This is a genomic window from Desulfobulbus sp., assembly GCF_030824455.1.
Lineage (GTDB): Bacteria > Desulfobacterota > Desulfobulbia > Desulfobulbales > Desulfobulbaceae > Desulfobulbus.
Map to the genome: position 1 here is coordinate 21578 of NZ_JAVBXR010000027.1, position 16529 is coordinate 38106.

Below are 16529 nucleotides of genomic sequence, written 5' to 3' on the forward strand. Positions count from 1 at the left end.
AAAATCAGGAATGATTATCAAGGTGTGATATGTAAAATATATAAATATAATTGATTTTTATAATAAATAAAACTTTTAAAATAAAATAATCGATTTAAAATACAGCTAAATTTGAGAGGCAGCAGATGCGAAATGTATTGGTGTACGTCGGTTCAAAAGGGATGGAATTCTGAAGCATTGCTTTCTGGCGTGTTGACTTGTGCGGTGCCGGTGGCCCGCAGAGTAAACACCTTCGGGTAATTACAGCTAATAACATGGAGGCGGTAATGAAAGAAAAAGAAGAGAACAAGCAATCAGGCGAAGCAATCGAATCAATTAGTCATCCAAACTTTGAAATTTCGAGAAGGGCGGTCCTGCAAGGGGCGGCGGCTTTGGGAGTTGCCACCATCAGCGGGATGGCCTTAAATTTGGCGAACCCGGCAGAAGCAGAGGCCGCAAATCGAGTTATGCCAAAGAAATGGGATGAGACTATTGATGTCGTCATCGTTGGCTCAGGTTTTGCTGGACTGTCCGCTGCTGCGGAGGCCTGCGTCAAGGGCAGTAAAGTTGTCATTCTGGAAAAACGACCGACATATGGTGGAAACTCGATCATCAACGGTGGAGAGTTCAATGCCTGGGACGATGAATTGCATCTCCGAAAACAATTGAATCTAGGAGAGGACAGCCCGGACCAGCACAAGAACGACACGCTCAAAGGCGGCGATAATTATGGATTTCCGGAACTGGTTGAAATTCTGACCTCCAAGGCTCCGGAGGCGTTGAACTGGATGATCGATAACGGCGGCCTAAAGTTGCGCGAAATATTGAACCGTACCGGCGGGCATTCCGCTTACCGCACCCATACTTGCGTGGAAGGTGTAGGGCGTGGCTACACAGAAGCAATCAAGAAAATTGCCGAAGGCAAAGGGGCGGAAATCCGACTGAACACTGCGCTGACCTGGATATGGCGAAAGGACAGCGACGCCCAGACGCCGATCGAAGGCATCGAGATTCAGACAGGAAATAAAACGAAAAACATCAAGGTTCGGAAAGCGTTGATTCTGACTTCCGGAGGGTTTAGTCGCGACATCAAGATGCGACAATCGTTCAATCCCAGCATCGTGCCGGAATTCAACTGCACCAATCAGCCCGGCGCCACGGGAGAGGTTATCCGCTATGCGCAGGCCGTTGGCGCAGATGCGTTGCAGATGGCGTTTATCCAACTTTATCCGTATGCGGAACCTGAAACAGGTATTTTAGATACGCCTGCGGTCTATCCGTTCAGGGGCCCTGGGTACGGCATTGTTTATGTGAACAAGATGGGAAAGAGGTTTGTAAACGAAATGGAGCGCCGTGATGTCGTGTCAATGGCGCAAATTAAAACCGGGGCGAAACCGACCTATTCCATTTTCAACGAAGAGATGATTCCGAAAATGGGAACCAAAGAAGAAGTTGAGAAGGGCATACAGAAGGGGCGGTTTATTCGAGCAGAAACCTTGGCGGATTTGGCGGCGCAATTGCAAATTCCTGCGGATGTTTTTCAGGAGACCATCAGCAATCACAATAAATATTTAGCTGAAGGCAAAGATCCTGAATTCGGGCGCCAGTTCACCAAGGCCATGATCCCTTTGACGAATGGTCCTTTTTATGCCATTGCCCAATGGCCGGCGGTACATCATACGATGGGTGGACTGCGCATAGACAAAGATGCACAAGTGATCGATATATGGGGTAATCCAATACAAAAACTATTTGCCGCCGGTGAAGTCACCGGAGGAATTCACGGAGCGAACCGTCTGGGGGGCAATGCGATTCCAGACTGCATCGTCTTTGGCAGAATCGCCGGTGTTAATGCAAATAAAGCCGGCTGATGATCAGGAAGGGCATTTTGTCGGCAGGACAGGCCAGGTCAATGGCGTCGTCAGCAGGTTGCTTCATTGATCTGGTCACGTTTCGGGGTGTGAGGCGGTTTTTCTATACGCCGTGAGGAGAATGAATGATGAAGAACGCATGGCAATGCCTAGTATGGTGCATTTTTGTACTCAGCCTGGTTGTCCTTGGCGGTGAGAATCAACTGCAAGCGGCAAACAGCAAGCAGCGGCAGCAGATCAAGCCTGCGAAACGAGCTTCATGCATAAAATGCCATGATCAATGGTCAGACATTCTCCCTAATACGCATCAGCTTGTGCAGAATGCCAGGTTCGAGGCCTGTATGCAATGCCATGCCCCTCAAGGATGGGGCATGGCTCCTCTGAACAAATTTGACGCCCATCTGCACCTGACTCATTTATCCAACAAGACAAGCGAAAATTGTTTTAACTGTCACCAGTGGAAACCAGGGGCAGGATTGACGCTGCTTGGAGTTCCGGGAAAATATGGCGCGTTCACTCAGGAAGAGTTCAATGCTCTAAGGCAAATTTATTTATCAGCCGTTGATTCGCGCTTTTTGGACAACCGGCATCTTACTCAGGGCGTTTCCTGTTCGGCATGTCATGCCAACGGCGTCATTGGCCAGGTGCGCAATTCGACCTGTCTGTCATGCCACGGCCCAATGGAAACACTAGTTGAAAAAACCGCCCCGCAACAGCATCCGGACAGAAATCCCCATAAATCACATCTTGGTGAGATCGACTGTACAGTCTGTCACATGCAGCATGGTCCACAGAAAATATACTGTTTAGAATGCCATCCAAAATTTGATTTACACTTCAAATGAGGGCAGTGTAGCAATAGTGAAACCATCAAATGTTTATGCTTCACTTTGCCAACGGATGCATTTCCCCCTGAATCAGAACGAAGACTGTCGCAAAATTTTTTGACGTGATTTTGCAGTCTCGGGCCTCAAACGAGTTTCTCTGCATGAAAACTGTCATTTGTTATCTCGTTTGTATTTCGAGAATTGTCCTGGACCGTGTTTTGCTTTCAAAAATGATCGGTTGGCGATTCAAAGCGTCTTAACCGTCATTTTTCTTTGCTCATCAATCCCCATAAGTTGCCAGTTACAGCCTGCGGCTCATGACGCTCTGATCTACCCAAAGAACCACTTCCACCGTCTGGCGGCGCAATCAGCCATCGCCAACCGGTACCAGATGTTTTCTTGAACGGATTCAGTTTATGAAACAATTTGGCGGGATCGCGTAAGAGTGGCGGATTCAAAAGGTCGGGATAATCTTCGTCTTCAACTGCCGGCGTCGACGCTCAAGGCAAGTTTGTCTCAATTATTTCAGTGCAACGTGTGCTCGAATTTATGCATTCTTTACTGACATTCCCCAAAGGCGGCGTCCATCCGCCGGAGTCAAAAGCCCATACCGCTTCCCTTGCCATTGAGCGGATGCCGGCGCCGGACGAACTGGAGATCATCTTGGGGCAACACATTGGCTCCCCCTGTTCGCCAATGGTGAAAAAGCGCGACGTCGTTACGGAAGGCGCGGTGATCGGCGACGTGGCAAAAGGGTTGGGGGCGCCGCTGCATTCGCCTGTCGCCGGAACTGTCAAGGATATTGGGCTGTCCGCACATCCGTTGCGGGGCAAGGCGCCGTCGATCACCATTACGGTCGATCACGCCGCAGCGCCTGCTTCCTATCAGCCGCATCCGTGGCAGGGCTTGAGCGCCGCGGATCTCCTGGCCAAGGTGCGCGACGCCGGCGTCGTCGGCATCGGCGGGGCCGGTTTCCCCACGCATGTGAAACTCAAGCCGCCGGTCGACGCCAAAATCGACACCTTGTTGCTCAATGGGGCTGAGTGCGAACCGTACATCACGGCTGATCACAGGCAAATGCTTGAGCACCCGGGGGAAATAATCGAAGGGGCCAAGATCATTCTCAAGATTCTGGGCATTCATACGTGCCGGATCGGCATTGAAAACAACAAACCGGACGCCATTCTGGCCATGACCGACGCCGCCCAGGCGGGGAGCACGGCAGACGATTCGTTGTCTGTGCGGGGATTGCAGGTCAAATATCCGCAAGGTTCGGAAAAACAGCTGATTCAGGCTCTGGTTGGCCGGAAAGTCCCGTCGATGGCGCTCCCGTCGGCGGTGGGGGTTGTGGTGCAGAACGTCTCAACCGCGCTGGCGATTTATGAAGCGGTGGCGCTCAATAAGCCGCTCTGCGGAAAAGTGATCACCATCAGCGGCGGAGGCGTTGCCAGGCCCGCCAATCTCCTGGTGAAGGTCGGAACCAGAATCGGCGACATCGTCCGGCGCCTGGGCGGGGTCAAACCGGAACTGGCGAAAATTGTCATGGGCGGCCCGATGATGGGTTTTGCCGTTTCGAGCCTGGATGTTCCAGTGACCAAAACCACCTCCTCCGTGCTGTTTTTAACCGCCGAAGAAATCGATAGCCGCCCTCATTCGCAATGCATCCGTTGCGGCTGGTGTCTTGACGCCTGTCCGATGGGGCTGGAACCGAAGGAAATCGGGCTGTATGTGGAGGCCAACCGGGCAGGGGACACGGCTCAATTCGGGGTGTTCGATTGTTTTGAATGCGGCAGTTGCGCCTATGTCTGCCCGGCCAAGCGGCCTCTGGTGCAGTTTGTCCGGCTGGCCAAGATGAAGGCAAAAAGATAAACCCCGCGTCATGAGCTTCCGGGAAGACGGCGCCGCACGCCGGCAGCCGCGCCCTCACAAGGAAACGAGCCCGATCCTCGAGTTTTGGGGCGAGTGGGGCCGATAGCCTCACATTGATCGTAGACCATCGTTTAGAAGGAGTAACGCCATCGAAACGCAAGCGCCTGACAACCAAGCCTTGCCCCCATCTTCGAACTGGATCGTTTCCATTTCGCCGCATGTGAAGAGTGCTGAATCGGTTGAAAAAATCATGTGGACCGTGGCGGCCTGCCTGATGCCGCCGCTGATCTTGTCGGTCTTTGTCTTCGGTGTTCAAACCTTGATCATCACCGCCGTGTCGGTCGTCAGTTGCGTGGCGGTAGAAGCAATCAGCCAGAAATTGCTCGGCAAACCGATCACCATCAAGGACGGCAGCGCCGCCCTGACCGGCGTGTTGCTCGCCTTCGTTATTCCGCCGGGTGTTTCCTGGCTGCTGCCGGTCCTCGGTGCGGTCATGGCGATATACATCGGCAAACACCTGCTGGGAGGACTGGGCTACAACATTTTCAACCCTGCCTTGCTGGGGCGGGCCTTTCTACTGGCCACCTTTCCGGTGGCGATGACGTCGGCCTGGTTGCCCCCGCTGAAAAACCTGGCGATTTTCAGTCGCCTCGGCCCTGCTGCGGACGCCATTACCGCAGCCACTCCGCTGGCGGTATTGAAGGCGCAGGGCATGGCCGGATTCCTCGAGACCTTCGGTTCCGGCAGCAGCCTGTACGCCACTTTCTTCGTAGGCTGGCGGCCCGGCTGCATTGGCGAAACCTCCGGTCTCCTCTTGCTGCTCGGCGGTCTCTATTTGATGTACAGGGGGTATATCAGCTGGCATATCCCGGTTTCGGTTCTCGGCACGATTGCGGCGTTGTCCTGGATTTTCGGCGGCAAGGCATTATGTGCCGGCGATCCGCTGCTGGCTGTGCTGTCCGGCGGCGCAATCCTGGGCGCTGTTTATATGGCCAACGATTATGTCACTTCGCCAACCAATAAAATCTCGCAATTGCTCTATGGGGTTGGGATCGGCGCGCTGACCGTGCTGATCCGGTTGAAGGGCGGTTACCCTGAAGGCATTTGTTACGCCATCCTGCTGATGAACCCGCTCAGTTCGGTGTTGGACGGTTGGTTCAAGCCCAAGCGGTTCGCATTGCCGATGGAAGGTGACCAATGAAAGACATCCTGAACATCGTCTTTCGTCTCACGGCGTCCTGCCTGATGGCGGCGGTGGTGATGGGGGCGACCTTTATCTTCACCGACAAAGCCAAAAAACACAATGAACATGCCCGTGAAGAACGGACCATGTACCGCCTGCTCGGGTACGGGGAAGGCAAACCGGTCCCCTCGACCCTGGCATTGCACCAGATTTATCGCTACGTGATCACCGAACCCGGCAGGCAACTGATCGGCTACCTTGTGCCGACGACAAATGCGGGAAAAATCGGCTACACCCTGGTTTCACTGGACCTTGAAGGCAAAATGGCCGACCGGAAAACCGTGGCCCTGGACGTCGAGCAGAGCCGGGAAAAAGAAGCACGCGACAAGGCGATTCTCGCTGTGATCGGACCTGGAAAGGAAATCCGTTTTGCTGACCATACGATAGTCGTCACCGACAACGGCAAACGGGTTGCGTATCTGCTGGGCGGCAAGTTTCCGGGATTCAAGACCTTTATCAACGTGATGCTGGCGCTCGATCAGCAGTACACGACGCTTGGCCTGGAAGTTCTGGAAAACGAAGAGGACCCCGGCCTTGGCGCTGAGATCGAAAAAGATTATTTCAAGAATCAATTCAAGGGGCGGACTGTTGATGTGCTCAAGGGGCTGCAGGTCGTGAAGGAACCTTTGCCGGACCAATACCGGCAAGCCCTTGAAGGGCGTCTGGCAGACGCCGACGTCTTTCGGATCATGGAACAATTCAAGGATAAAAACATCTATGCCCTGACCGGAGCAACCATTTCGTCACGGATGCTCACCGACGGTCTAAAAGGGATGGTGGGGAAATTTGTCTACCGCCTGGACATCCTTGACCGTGTCCTCAAAGAGCAGAAAATCGCGGTTTCGTTTTAACCCTTGTCGGAGGCAGTGAGGTGACCACATCATCAAACACCAAACCCCCCTGGGAGCTCCTCAGTCGGGGCATCCTGAGCGAGAATCCGATTTTCCGGCTGGCGCTGTCGATGTGCCCGGCAGTCGGCATCTCCACTACGGTCATGAACGGTCTGATGCTGGGCGTCGCCGTGCTTTTGGTCCAGGTCTTCTCCAGCGTGACCATCTCGCTTTTTAAAAATCAGATTCATCCCCGTATTCGCATACCAACCTACACCCTGACCATCGCCACCTGGGTGACGGTCATCGATCTGGTCATGGCGGCCTACTTGCCGGGAGCCTATGCTAAAATGGGCATTTTCATCAAGCTGATCGTTGCCTTTGCGATCATTACCATGCGACTGGAGATGTTCGCCTGCAAAGAAAATGCGACCGACTCCTTCTGGGACGGGGTGGGCATGGGGCTCGGCTTCATGGTGGGCATGGTGGTGATCGGTTTTGTCCGTGAACTTTTGGGCTCGGGCGCGATCTTGGGCTATGACGTGTTGGGGTTCAAACCCTTGCTCTTCTTCATTCTCCCGAGCGCCGGATTTTTTGTCGTCGGTTTGATGATGGCCTTCTTCAACTGGGTCGAACTGGTCTATAAGCGCAGAAAAGGGATACAGTTATGAAAATCCTAAAAATTCTTTTGTCAGCCGTTCTTCTGGCCCTGTTGTTCCTGCCCGCGTGGCTGCAGGCCACTGAATTTATCGAATCCGCCGCCTTTTCCGGCAAGAACGGCATTGCGGTCGCCTTTGCCGTGCCGGTCGACAAAGCGGCGGCCGCCGAAGCGTCCCGGTATACGGTCTTTGAAGAGAACGATCCCGACATCAAACTCAGCGTGACCTCCGCAGCGCTAGGCAGCGACGGACGCAGTCTCCAGCTGTTGTTTGCCGAACCGCTCAACAGCACGAAAACCCATGTGGTACGGGTTCAGGGGTTGGAGGGTGGTGTTGATCTCAATTTCAAGGTCGCAAAGCCCTACTTCGGGCATCTGTTTTCAATTCTTGTTGCCGCATTGGTGATCAACAACTTCGTTTTTACTAAATACTTAGGTTTGTGCGTATTTTTTGGAACATCAAAAAGGAAGAAAACAGCGAAGGGCATGGGTGTGGTGTTCACCATTGTTATGGTGGCGTCTGCCAGCATGAGTTGGCTGTTTTACCGGTTCACCCTGATACCGTTCCACCTCGATTTCCTCCAGATCGTTGTCTTCATCGGTCTGGTTTCCCTCACCGTGCAGGCGGTCGACACGATTCTGCGCAAGGTCAATCCTGTCCTGTTTAACTCGTTCGGCGTGTACCTGGTGCTTGTCATTGCCAACTGCGTCATTATTGCCGTGCCGCTGATCATGTCGAGCCTCAATTATAATTTTCTTGAGACCTTCATGCTTGCCCTCGGCGCCGGCGGCGGCTTTTTGCTTGCCCTCTATCTCATGAGTTCGGTGCGGGAGCGGTTGGAACTGGCAAAAATTCCGCCGACATTTAAAGGCTTGCCCATTGCCTTTATCGTTGCCGGGCAATTCGCCTTGGCCTTTCTCGGTTTTTCCGGTTTGCAGCTGTTTTGATTCGGCAAATCGAAATCGACAACAAGGATGGATAAGGGCAGAGTGCAATGGATCCGCAATTACTGAAAATAGCCCTCAGCGGACTGATTCTTCTTGGCTGTATAGGCCTGTTCTTCGGCATCGGCCTGGCTCTTGCCGCCCATAAGTTTGCGGTCGAGACCAACCCGTTGATCGACAAGGTCCTGCATGCCTTGCCTTTGGCTCAATGCGGCGGCTGCGGATATCCCGGCTGCGAAGGGTATGCAATCGCAGTGGTCAACAACCCCGATGTTCCGCCGAACCTCTGTTTTCCCGGAAAAGAGGCGGTCGCCAGAGTGGTCGCGGAACTGACCGGCAAGAAGATGGTTGCAGTGGAGGACCAGATTGCGGTGGTTCGCTGCTCAAGGGTTGAGGGACGGGTCAGTCATAAACACCATTATATCGGCTTCCATTCCTGTACGGCCGCCAACCTCGGGTTCGGCGGACCGTCAAGCTGCCTGTACGCCTGCATCGGCCTGGGTGAATGCGCCGAAGCCTGTCCTTTCAACGCCATAGAAATGGTGGAGAGTTTTCCTGTTGTCAATCCCGACAAGTGTGTGAGTTGCGGCGTCTGTGTGCGCACCTGCCCGAAAAAAATCATTGAGTTGCAAACCTTGAAGGCCCGGGTGCAGGTGGCTTGCTCCTCGCAAGATTTTGGCAAGGATGTCAAGGCCGTCTGCGAAGTCGGGTGCATCGGCTGCAAGCTGTGCGTCAAGGTCTGTCCGGCAAAGGCCGTTGCGTATGTCGACAACAGGATTGCTATCGATCATAAGCGTTGCATCGCGTATGGACCTTCTTGCGAGAACGTGTGTGTCGCCAAATGTCCCCGCGAGATTTTTCGCTACTATAAAGGACGGCCGGCTATAGCCCGAAATGTCGCTGATGGCCTGAAAATGGCCGGTTAAGAAAATCAAACGAGTAAAACTGTCATGAAAAATTCCCCTGCGCTGCATGATTATAAGAGAAGAACGTTTCTCAAGCTTTCCGGACTCCTGGGGTTGGGCGTCGCCACTGCGACCCTGTTGCCGTTCGAGAAGGTGGAAAGCGTATTGTTTCACAAAAACATGTACAAGGTGTCCCAGACGCGCACGGCAATGGGGACCTTGGTCAACATGACGGTCATTCATTCCTCCAGGGATGAGGCGGAAAACGCCATGGGACTTGCCTTTGCCGAGGTTGACCGGTTGTGCGCTCTCATGACCCGTTATGGCAACCAATCGGAGATTTGCGAGTTAAACGCCGAGAATTGTCTGGAGCGGCCGGCGCCTGAAATTAGCGAGGTTGTCAATCGGTCCCTCCACTTTCATCGCGACACCAATGGGGCTTTCGATATTACCGTCGCGCCGCTTGTCAATCTGCTCCAGGAGCGATTCGCTGCCGGCAATCGACCAACAGAAGCCGACATTGACGCGGTTCTCGATTTGATAGGGTCGGAACGGTTGCGTTGGGCCAATGGTTCCATTCTCCTGCCCCAAAAAGGGATGGGGATCACCCTGGACGGCGTGGCGCCGGGGTATATTGCCGACCGAGCCGCGCAGATGCTTGCTGCAAACGGGGTTGTCAATCACCTGGTTGACGGCGGGGGGGAGATTCGAGTCAGTGGATCAGCCGCAAAGGGCGCGCCGTGGACCGTTGCCATTCAGGATCCGGCGAAAAATAAGCAATATCCCGATGTCCTCAGTCTGTGCGAGGGCGCGGTCTCAACATCCGGCAATTACGAAGTGTATTATGACAGGGAAAAGGTGTTTCACCATATCGTCAACGGTAAGACAGGGCAATCGCCGCACCTGTCGACCAGCGTCACGGTTATGGCGCCCACCGCCATGGATGCCGATATTCTCTCGACCGCTGTCTTTGTCATGGAGCCGGAGGTTGGAATACGGTACGTCAATGCTCGGCCAGGGTATGAGTGCTTCGTTGTTGATTGTCAGGGCCGCGCAATAAAATCAAACGGTTGGCCGGCTTGAGAAAAGTGTGTTGGGAAAAAAAGAAGCCCGAACGGACAGTTTGACCGCAGATGCTCTGGATAGCTGGGTTGAGTCTTTCCTGTGTTTCGCTATGAAATTGTTTGGCACACAGACGACTGAATGCGACAGAGCAAATGACTGGGAATGGGTTTACATGAATTTAAAATAAAACAAGGAGATGAGAATTGATGAGCACTCAAGTGTCTGAACCTGACAACGGCAAGCCGAGTTTCTACAAGAAGGCGAACAAAAAATATCCAGAGATTTTCAATGCGGTGGAACAACTTGGGACAACATTGCGCAAGGCTGGTCCCATCGATGAAAAGACGGCTCATTTGATCCAGTTGGCGGCGGCTGCCGCCTCAAAATCGGAAGGAGCTGTCAGTTCCCATACGCGTAGAGCCTTGCAGGCCGGAGCAAGCCCTGAGGAAATCCGTCACACCCTGCTGCTTTTGGTGTCCACCATAGGATTTCCCCAGGTTATGGCGGCCTTGTCCTGGGTTGAGGAGATTATGGAAAAATGAATTGAATCAAATCGCTCTTGGGCTGCATAAGTGTTCGACATCCGGCGACAAACCGCCGCAGGAATCGCATCTGAAATGCATTGACGGCATTTTCTCCTCACACGGCTGATCGGTGGAGGCGGCGCAAAATTTCATGTCAAAGTTGTCGCTGGTAGGGTTGCACAGTTCGTGAGGTTTGTGTGAACTCGATCCACAGTTCATGCATGTATATTTCATGATATTCACCTTTTGCTCGAGGGTGCTTCAGTCGGTCCATTAAAAATTGCTCCTTTCCCGCTAGGCGTGGCAGGCGCAACGTGTTCTAGTCTAGGATCAATGTAGGAATGTCATGACGTGCTGTCAATGTTCGTGCCGCCTAATTGGTTGCGGATCTTCTTGGGGATGGATGGAAAGGAAACGTGCGAAAAACACTGAAGGGTGATGGTGGCTTAAATGACTAATTTATTGAATAGATATATGGGATTGCCTTTGTTTGCATGGGCGGTTGTTGTTGCAGTCGCCTTCGCTGGATGTGCCAAGCCGAATGTTTGGACAAAATCTGGGATGAATCAAGAACGGTTCGATCAGGATTTCGCAAAATGTCAGCGAGAAGCTTCGTTGTCTACCCAAACACTGCATTTCGATGGCGACACCGGGCTTGAACGATCTTTCATGCAAGAGAATATCGTGAAAAAATGCATGTACGCCAAGGGGTATGAACTCAAATAGGAAGCAGATTTGTACGGCATCCACACCAAATGACGAGGAGTCTATAATAAACCTAAAGTTGAATTCACAACGCACCTGAGAAGATTCAGGTGCGTTGTGAATTTGGCTGGCCGTTTCAAAATAGCCGGATACGTAAATTCGATTTACTCGGTAGCGCCCGTAATAATTGCATTAAAACCACATTCGGCTTCGCACGAGCCGCAATCAAGACAGTCCTCAGTTATCTCATAGTAATTTTTTCCAGGAGGATGGATGATTGCATCAGCAGAACAGGCGCTTACACATGCGCCACAAAATTGACATTCATCAGGGTCGATCTTATGCATTTTTTCTCCTTTAAACGACGATAAAAATTGATGCTGACGATCTCGCAAAAAGTCAAAGCTTGTAAATTCGACCGTTGTAAATTCAGATGGTTACAAGTCCAGCAAAGGCCAAAAAACGTATTTTTTTGCGAATCCGTCATGTTCGAAAATGAAATTTATACATTGATGTAAGGAAAAGTCAATAAGCAACATGCCGAGTCTCTATAATTTTTGGAGAAATTTTTCTGCCGGCATTGTCCCTCAAGCGAGGTTCTTATCGAAACAAAAAAGCCACCCAAGGGTGGCTTCGTTCCGTTTTCGAAAGTGGCGAAAGTCGATCACAGGCATGTTTGCTTATTTTTTTTCGTAATCGGACACTCGTGATTTGATTTCTGTTATCGTGAGATAGCCATTATTTTCTGTAGCTTTGAACAGGATTTTGTCGCCCACCTGAATGTTGTTTAACATGCTTATATTCTTCAGCCTGAACACCATGGTCATCGGCGGCATGTTCAGGTTGGCGATCCTCTCGTGCTTTAGAGTCAATTTCCCTGCCTCTTTGTCAATTTTGCGGACTTCCCCTTGGGTCATGTCTGCGGTTTTGTCCACTGTCTCGCTCTGCTCTTGATTTTCCTTGGCTGTTTGCGCTGCACTATCGATAACCCCACCACATACGCCAGCAAAAAGAGCAACGATCAGGATAAATGCATTTTTCTTCATAGGCGGCCTCCTTTTCAAACAACGATTTTTTAAACGTTATAACCACAGGAAAATACATTGTTTCGATAATCTGGAACTCACCTGCAACACCTCAATGATCCACGCGTCGAATCGGCTTGCGGATTTGCACCTCGACATTCTCAACAGGTTTCTGTTTACGGGGCATGGATTGCCGACCTGCAGACCGGGAACGGGTTGGTTCTTTCACTTTCTGCTTATACTGAGAGGCTCTTGTTCCCTTGGGATGCCTGAACCATCCGGGATTCGAATAATCGTTAGGTTGCTGACCGGACCGAACTTTCACGACACTGAACATCCCGCCCATTTCGACAGAACCAAACGGCCCCTCTCCCGTCATCATGGGAACCGTATTGTCCGGAAGCGGCATCTCCATCTCGGTCATATCGGCCATGCCTCTTTCCCCCATCACCATGTAGTCTGGGATGAGCTGTGAGATTTTTTTACTCAACCCTTGATGGTCGACGCCGATCATGGTCGGCACATCATGCCCCATAGCGTTCATCGTATGATGGCTTTTGTGGCAGTGAAACGCCCAATCCCCCTCTTCACCGGCAACAAATTCGATCTGCCGCATTTGGCCAACGGCAATGTCCGTGGTCACTTCAGGCCAGCGGGCCGACAACGGCACCGGCCCACCGTCGGTGCCCGTCACCTGAAACTCGTGGCCATGAAGATGGATCGGATGATTGGTCATGGTCAAGTTGCCAATACGCACCCGCACCTTGTCGTTGAGCCGGACATTGAGCGAATCGATCCCGGGAAAAATACGACTGTTCCAGCTCCAGAGGTTGAAATCGAGCATGGTCATGATTTTTGGCGTGTAGCTGCCCGGTTCAATGTCGTAGGCATTGAGGAGGAATATATAATCCCGATCAACCTCTTCGATGAGTGGATGCTTCTCCTTTGGGTGGGTCACCCAGGACCCCATCATGCCCATGGCCATCTGCGTCATTTCATCGGCGTGGGGATGATACATGAAGGTGCCGGGGCGGCGTGCTGCAAATTCATAGACATAGGTTTGGCCTGGCTTAATGGCTGGTTGCGTTAGGCCGGAGACGCCGTCCATGCCGTTGGGAAGGCGCTGGCCGTGCCAATGAATGGAGGTGTGTTCCGGAAGCCGATTGGTGACAAAGACGCGAACGTGGTCCCCCTCCACGACCTCGATGGTCGGGCCTGGACTTTGGCCGTTATACCCCCAGAGATGGGCCTTGAATCCTGGGGCCATCTCCCGCACCACCGGTTCGGCCACCAGATGAAACTCCTTGACGCCGTTGTTCATGCGCCACGGCAACGTCCAGCCATTAAGCGTCACCACAGGATTATAGGGCCTCCCCGTATCAGGGATCAGCGGAGGCATGGTTGCGGTCTCCGTTTGCATCACAGGCTCGGGCAGAGCCGCCAAGGCGACACGGTTCACCATCGCTGCAGCCACCACACCGCCAGCGAGACCTGCCGCTTTTAAAAACGCCCTTCTTGTTGTCATCCGCTCTCCTTCAACACTCCTGAGTCAATGCGGCATCTCAACACGCTGGCTGGTCTTTGCCGATTGCTGACCATTTTCCACCATAATGGGGTTGCCTATGACGGCTGCCTGCAAGGCAGCATTGGCCAACCAGAAATCCTGTTGCGCATTGATGGCCGCAATCACCGTGTTCACTTGATCCCGTGTATCGGCCAGCAACTCAAACACGCCAATCAACATGCCGTTGTACCGCAGCACGTTTTCTTCGGAAATCACCTTGCGTAATGGCAGAACCTCGTCGCGATAATGTTTGGAAACATCGTAAGCTGTGCGGTAAGCGGCGTAGGTTTCCCGGAGACTGGAGCCCGCCGCCCGGACCGTCGCTTCCAGCCGATTGGCGGCAGCCAAGGTCTGGGCGTTCATGGCGTCTCGTTGCATATCCCCCCAGTCAAATACAGGCAGCCGCACAGTAATTTCATACCCCTCACGATTATCATGGGCGCCGGCGGCATCATCAAAGACGGTGTCGTAGCGAACACCGAGTTCGATATCCGTCAGGCTGGTGATCAGGGTTAGCCCTTGCTCTTTTGCCGCTGCATCATATGCGGCCTTGGTCAATTGGATATCCAGTCGTCCCGACTGAGCCGCTTTACTGACCTCTTCCGGGCTTCGCGGAGCCTCTGGCAAAGCGGGCAGCCGTTCTGGAAGTTTGAGCTTCTGTTCCTGATCATCCGAGAGTCCGAGCGCGCGAATCAACTCTTCACGGGTTGCAGTGGCGGTCTGTTGCGCCATAGCCCATTGGGTTGCGGCATCGGCATAGAACGCTTGCTGCCGTGCTCTTTGCAGCCGGCTAAAATTCCCGACCTTCTGCATCCGGCGTGCAAGTTCGGCACTGATCACCCCAACCTCATTTACCTGTTTTGCGTAGGTGAGATTTTGTTGCGCAGCGACTGCTTTCACCCAAGCCTGCCGAACCTTAGTGACATTTTCCACCACGTCCATGGCGAGACGTACCAGGGACTGCTCAAGACGACGTTGGGCAGCGGCATATCGGAGCGGAAAGGTCAACACGTCAAGCAAGCCGAATGCAAGCAAACGCTCGTACTCGACCTCGGCGGCCAACGTCTTGCGTTCAAAAACAAAGAGTGGATTGGCGATGCGCCCCGATTGCGCCGCGCGGGCCGCATCCGACCAATGTTGGGCAAGCATGGCCTGCATGGCAGGGCTGTTGATCAGGGCAAGATGGACAGCATCATTTTGGCTGAGGGGTTGGGCGAGCAGCGTGGCCGCTGTCTGTGCCATGAGAGCGCGTTGTTCCGCTGTTTGCGCCAGAGACAATTTGCCGTCAGTAAAATCAACCGCTGTCTGATTGGTCGTAGCCAGCGACTCTTCGAAATTCACTCGGGCGCAACCGGAGAGGCATAGCAACATCAACAAAAAAACAACGAAAGGCTGCTTGGGCAAGCAATCAAGCTTCACGGCTTGCCTCCATGCCCGGAATGGTTGCCGGACTCATCGGAATGGGAGATGGGGAGTGGTGCTGGCGGAGCCGACGACTCAGATTGGGCAGCCTCCTCGATATAATAACGCCAACCACCAATGCGGCCAACGGTGTCGTTGGCTTCCCGCCAGGAAGCGACCTCTTCTTCCCGGTAGCGGTGGTAGTTCTTGAAAACAGAGGCGTAAGAGAGCGCAGGCGGCACAAATTTGGCCGACGATTTAGCGTCTTGTGCCTCTGCAACGGCTTGCGGCCAAGCAGGTGTATTGAGCAATGGGGGTAGGGCACACAGGAGCAGAGAATATAAAACAACAACCTTCAAGCAACTTCGCGGCAGGGCGTCTTTCATGAAAATCTCCTGTGGTGAAAAATTATTTTGTCGTTTTCTCCCTTCTGCAAAAATTTTTCAGCAATGGGTTATGTGAAAAGAGAGGTGAGGTGGATTGGTTCGACCTCACCTCTCTTTCACAGAGCATTCACGGAGCTAACTTAAGAAGCTGTTGTTGTGATTCAACAAGTTGTTCCATCATCGCGTGATTCATTTCCTTTTTTTTCTGCATCATCGTGTGACACTTGGACATGTCGCCCATCATTCCTTTCATCTCGGCATGTCCCCCCTGGGGAGACGACATCATTTCCATCATGGGGCATTGCCCGGATTTCATCATCCCCATCATCATTTTTCCATCCATATCGCGCATCATTTTCATACCGCTGGCCATCCCCGCCATATGTTCCGCCATCAATTGTTTACGCTCGGCGGTATTTTTAGTGGCCTTAATTTTTTTCATCAGAGTTTGCATGTTTTTCATGTTCGCAGCCATTGCTTCCTCCTGCGGTTTCATGTCGTCCATGCCGCCCATTTGACTCATGTCGTGACCAGTATGAACAGCCGGCTGATCGGTTGGTTGGGCGCCCCCATGGCTTGAATGATCTGCATGCTCAGCTGCCATGGCCTGGGGTTCTGCAGGTTTGGGCAAGTCATCTTGCCCCAGGGCGATGCTGGAGCCGAAAACAAACAGAAACAACGCAATAACAGTAGCTAACATTTTTGACTTTTCCATTGGTTCACCTTTATGTG

Annotated in this window: 17 protein-coding genes; 11 read left to right on the forward strand and 6 right to left on the reverse strand. The window is 52.7% G+C overall.

Features of this window, described 5'->3' with window-relative positions:
• The first annotated feature begins 266 nt into the window (after positions 1–266).
• From RCH93_RS04520 to RCH93_RS04570, 11 genes are all read left to right on the forward strand, one after another.
• Positions 267–1850 (forward strand): flavocytochrome c, encoded by a 1584-nt coding sequence (locus RCH93_RS04520; protein ID WP_306547129.1) that lies wholly within the window; start codon positions 267–269, stop codon positions 1848–1850.
• 125 nt (positions 1851–1975) lie between these two features.
• Positions 1976–2695, forward strand: coding sequence for a cytochrome c3 family protein (locus RCH93_RS04525; RefSeq protein WP_306547130.1), 720 nt, complete (start codon positions 1976–1978; stop codon positions 2693–2695).
• A 531-nt stretch (positions 2696–3226) separates the two neighbouring features.
• Entirely contained in the window at positions 3227–4546 is a 1320-nt protein-coding gene (rsxC, locus tag RCH93_RS04530) for an electron transport complex subunit RsxC (protein WP_306547131.1), read from the forward strand.
• Positions 4547–4724: 178 nt separating this feature from the next.
• Positions 4725–5747 carry an RnfABCDGE type electron transport complex subunit D gene (locus RCH93_RS04535; protein ID WP_306547132.1) on the forward strand — a complete coding sequence of 341 codons (1023 nt, stop codon included), beginning with the start codon at positions 4725–4727 and terminating at the stop codon, positions 5745–5747.
• Positions 5744–6640: an FMN-binding protein gene (locus tag RCH93_RS04540; protein ID WP_306547133.1), complete on the forward strand. Its 897-nt coding sequence runs from the start codon at positions 5744–5746 to the stop codon at positions 6638–6640. The genes RCH93_RS04535 and RCH93_RS04540 overlap by 4 nt, the downstream gene beginning before the upstream one ends.
• A 20-nt stretch (positions 6641–6660) precedes the next feature.
• On the forward strand, positions 6661–7290 hold the full coding sequence (rsxE, locus tag RCH93_RS04545; protein WP_306547134.1) for an electron transport complex subunit RsxE: 630 nt from the start codon (positions 6661–6663) through the stop codon (positions 7288–7290).
• The gene (locus tag RCH93_RS04550) at positions 7287–8225 is read left to right on the forward strand and encodes an electron transport complex protein RnfA (protein ID WP_306547135.1); all 939 of its coding nucleotides are present in this window, start codon (positions 7287–7289) and stop codon (positions 8223–8225) included. The genes rsxE and RCH93_RS04550 overlap by 4 nt, the downstream gene beginning before the upstream one ends.
• Before the next feature lie 47 nt (positions 8226–8272).
• A complete protein-coding gene (gene rnfB / locus RCH93_RS04555; RefSeq protein WP_306547136.1) occupies positions 8273–9148 on the forward strand; it encodes an RnfABCDGE type electron transport complex subunit B in 876 nt (291 codons plus the stop codon).
• A gap of 24 nt (positions 9149–9172) precedes the next feature.
• Positions 9173–10210 (forward strand): FAD:protein FMN transferase, encoded by a 1038-nt coding sequence (locus RCH93_RS04560; RefSeq protein ID WP_306547137.1) that lies wholly within the window; start codon positions 9173–9175, stop codon positions 10208–10210.
• 188 nt (positions 10211–10398) lie between these two features.
• Positions 10399–10734, forward strand: coding sequence for a carboxymuconolactone decarboxylase family protein (locus tag RCH93_RS04565; RefSeq protein ID WP_306547138.1), 336 nt, complete (start codon positions 10399–10401; stop codon positions 10732–10734).
• Positions 10735–11166: 432 nt separating this feature from the next.
• Entirely contained in the window at positions 11167–11442 is a 276-nt protein-coding gene (locus RCH93_RS04570; protein WP_306547139.1) for a hypothetical protein, read from the forward strand.
• Between the two features lie 143 nt (positions 11443–11585).
• Here RCH93_RS04570 and RCH93_RS04575 read toward each other — a convergent pair whose 3' ends face one another.
• From RCH93_RS04575 to RCH93_RS04600, 6 genes are all read right to left on the reverse strand, one after another.
• Positions 11586–11768 carry an ATP-binding protein gene (locus tag RCH93_RS04575; RefSeq protein ID WP_306547140.1) on the reverse strand — a complete coding sequence of 61 codons (183 nt, stop codon included), beginning with the start codon at positions 11766–11768 and terminating at the stop codon, positions 11586–11588.
• 333 nt (positions 11769–12101) lie between these two features.
• Positions 12102–12467 carry a copper-binding protein gene (locus RCH93_RS04580; protein WP_306547141.1) on the reverse strand — a complete coding sequence of 122 codons (366 nt, stop codon included), beginning with the start codon at positions 12465–12467 and terminating at the stop codon, positions 12102–12104.
• Between the two features lie 91 nt (positions 12468–12558).
• The gene (locus RCH93_RS04585; RefSeq protein WP_306547142.1) at positions 12559–13971 is read right to left on the reverse strand and encodes a multicopper oxidase family protein; all 1413 of its coding nucleotides are present in this window, start codon (positions 13969–13971) and stop codon (positions 12559–12561) included.
• 24 nt (positions 13972–13995) lie between these two features.
• Entirely contained in the window at positions 13996–15381 is a 1386-nt protein-coding gene (locus RCH93_RS04590; protein ID WP_373693255.1) for a TolC family protein, read from the reverse strand.
• Between the two features lie 44 nt (positions 15382–15425).
• Complete coding sequence (locus RCH93_RS04595) at positions 15426–15797, reverse strand: hypothetical protein (protein ID WP_306547144.1); 372 nt, start codon at positions 15795–15797, stop codon at positions 15426–15428.
• Positions 15798–15924: 127 nt separating this feature from the next.
• Positions 15925–16512 carry a hypothetical protein gene (locus RCH93_RS04600; RefSeq protein WP_306547145.1) on the reverse strand — a complete coding sequence of 196 codons (588 nt, stop codon included), beginning with the start codon at positions 16510–16512 and terminating at the stop codon, positions 15925–15927.
• Positions 16513–16529 lie beyond the last annotated feature (17 nt).